Source organism: Anabaena sp. WFMT, assembly GCF_051781005.1.
Taxonomy (GTDB): domain Bacteria; phylum Cyanobacteriota; class Cyanobacteriia; order Cyanobacteriales; family Nostocaceae; genus Anabaena.
The window spans coordinates 1-3,183 of the sequence record NZ_JBPWOA010000045.1 but is presented as its reverse complement, the minus strand read 5'-3'; the positions used below and the strand labels follow the sequence as shown (position 1 = coordinate 3,183).

The 3,183-nt window shown below is 43.1% G+C and carries 1 protein-coding gene; it reads right to left on the bottom strand.

What is annotated here, in order from left to right:
- On the bottom strand, window positions 1-3,183 hold a 3,183-nt coding region (locus ACSQ6I_RS24655), incomplete at both ends, for a condensation domain-containing protein (RefSeq protein WP_438892870.1).

Genomic DNA, 3,183 nt, shown 5'->3' with positions numbered 1-3,183 from the left:
ATGATTGCTTGAGATTTTTGTGTAGTTTTAATTTCGTTAGCGGTTGACCAAATAGTTGTTTCTGTCGGGCCATACAAATTCCACAAACTAGCGCCTTTGCTCAATAACTGCTGTGCTAGTTCACGGGTGAGTGCTTCACCACCACAAAGGATTTTTAACTGAGAATTACCACTCCATCCTGATGTCAGCAGCATTCGCCAGGTGGCTGGGGTCGCTTGCATGATGGTGGCATTGGCTGAGTGCAGATGCTCACTGAGTTGTTTGCCATCTGTGGCTACTGTGCGAGAGGCTAAAACCAGACGCGCTCCGATAATTAAGGGCAGATATAGTTCTAATACGGCTATATCAAAGGATATGGATGTGACTGCTAGGAGGATGTCTGATTGAGTAAATTGGAGTTGTCGCTCCATTGATGTTAAGAAGTTGATGACTCCTTTGTGGCAGATTTGTACTCCTTTGGGTTTACCTGTGGAACCGGAGGTATAGATAACGTAAATTAAGTTTTCACTGGTAACAATACTATGGGGGTTTTGTTGATTGTGGAGGGTGATGTTATCCCAATCTGTATCTAGACAAATAACTTGGGCTGAATGAGTTGGGAGTGTTGTTAGTAGTGATGCTTGAGTGAGTAAAATGGGAACTTGAGCATCTGCCAGCATGAATTCTAGACGCTCTGGGGGATATGCTGGATCTAAGGGGACATAAGCTCCTCCGGCTTTGAGAATCCCTAAAAGTCCCACAACCATTTCCAGGGAGCGTTCTACACAAATGCCGACTAATGTTTCTGGTTTTACACCCAGCTTTTGCAAATAATGTGCTAACTGATTGGCTTTAGTATTGAGTTCTCTATAGGTTAATTGCTCATCTTCAAAGACCAAAGCAACTGCATCTGGTGTGCGTTCTACTTGTGATTCAAATAACTGATGAATACAAGTTTGTTGAGGATAATTTACTTGAGTTTGATTCCACTCAATTAATAGTTGCTCTTCTTCTGTTGAAGTGAGTAGTGGGAGTTCTAAAATTTGCTGGTCTGGATTGGCGGCTATAGCTGTTAATAAAGTTTGTAAATGCCCTGCCATTCTGCTAATTGTTGAGGCATCAAACAAATCAGTATTGTATTCAAAAGCGGCTCTCAGTCCTGAATCTACCTGTTCCATATACAGCGTCAGGTCAAATTTGGCGATACCAAGTTCAGTTTCCACAGCACTGAGAGTCAACCCCGCTAACTCTAACTCGGACAAGGGAGCATTTTGCAGCACAAACATGACTTGAAACAGAGGTGTATGACTCAAAGAACGTAGTGGCTGAAGTTCTTCCACTAGCTGTTCAAAGGGTAAATCCTGATGAGCATAGGCTCCCAAAGCGACTTCTCGGACGCGACTGAGTAATTCCCTGAAAGCCGGATTACCGGATAAATCCGTTCTCAAGACTAGAGTATTGGCAAACAAGCCAATTAATTGCTCTGTCTCCCCTTGGTTGCGGTTAGCAATTGGTGTACCCACCACAATATCTGTGCTATTCGTGTAGCGTCCCAGCAGCACCTTAAAAGCCGTCAGCAAGGTCATAAATAAAGTACTACCTGTCTGCTGACTGAACTGATTCAGGGCGACAGTTAACTCTGGCGAAATAGTCAAGGCATGAATAGCTCCCTGAAATCTCTGCACCGGAGGTCTGGGGCGGTCTGTGGGTAATTCTAGTCTGGGGGGTAAGCCTTCTAAATTTTTACGCCAGTATGATATCTGCTCTTGTAGGACTTCTCCTTTTAACCATTGTCGTTGCCATGCGGCAAAGTCTGCATACTGGATTGGTAATTCTGGCAGAGTTGGAGGTTGTCCGGCACAAAAAGCTGTGTAAAGTTGTGACACTTCACGCACGACTACACCAATTGACCAGCCATCAGAAATAATATGGTGCATGGTCAACAATAATATGTATTCTTGTTCTCCAATGTGTAGTAGTTTCACTCGCAACAGCAGGTCATTGTTGAGGTCAAAGGGAGATTGTGCTTCTGCTAGTACCAGTTGTTTAATTTCAGTTTCTCGTTGCTGAGTAGGTAATGCGCTCAAGTCGAGAATTGGTAAGTTGATGAGTTTTGTGGGTGAGATAACTGCTGTTGGTTGCCCGGCGACGGTTTGAAAATTAGTCTGCAAGGCTTTGTGGCGTTGCACAATTGTGTGAAAACTTTGCTCTAGTGCGTCATGATGAAGTTGCCCCTGTAATCGTACAGCCATAGGTATGTTGTAAAAGGGACTATCTGGCTCTAACTGATCCAGGAACCATAATCGTTGTTGAGCAAAAGATAAGGGTAATTCTTTTTTCCAGGAATGGCGCTTTATTGGTGGTATTTGTAGTTTTGAGCCTACTTTTGCGGCTGTTTCTATGTCTTTTGCCAGTTGGGCTACTGTCGGTGTCTCAAACAGACGGCGCAAAGGTAGTTCTTGTGAAAAGACTTGCCGAATTCGAGAAATGACGCGAGTTGCTATTAAAGAATGTCCACCTAGTTGGAAGAAATTATTGTGAACCCCTACTTTTTCTAGACCTAGAACATCTGCCCAGATGCCAGCAAGTATTTCTTCTACAGGAGATGAAGGAGGTACAAAATCAGCTTTTTGTGATAACTGGATTGGGTCAGGTGCTGGCAGGGCTTGACGATCTACTTTGCCATTAGGTGTTAATGGTAATGCCTCAAGGGTGACAAACACATTTGGGATCATGTAGTCTGGCAGTTGCAACTCTAAAAATTGCCGTAGTTCAGAAATTGCTAAGTCTTGTTCTGAGTGTAAGACTAGATATGCGACTAAACGTTGAAAATCTGCTTGATCTGAGTGAACTGCAACTACAGTTTCCCTGATTTGTGGATGTTGGCTAATAACTGTTTCAATTTCCCCTAGTTCTATTCGGAAGCCCCGGAGTTTAATTTGATTGTCAATGCGACTAATGTATTCAATTTCACCATTTGGTAAATAACGAGCTAAATCACCTGTTTTATAAAGACGACTATCTAGTTCCTCACTAAAAGGATTGGGTATAAATTTTGTTTGTGTCAGTTCTGGAAGGTTTAAATATCCTCTTGCTAGTCCAACCCCACCAATATGTAATTCCCCAGGGATACCCACTGGAGTAGGTTGACCTTGGCTATCGAGAATATAAATTTGGGTGTTGGCAATCGGACGACCAATAGGC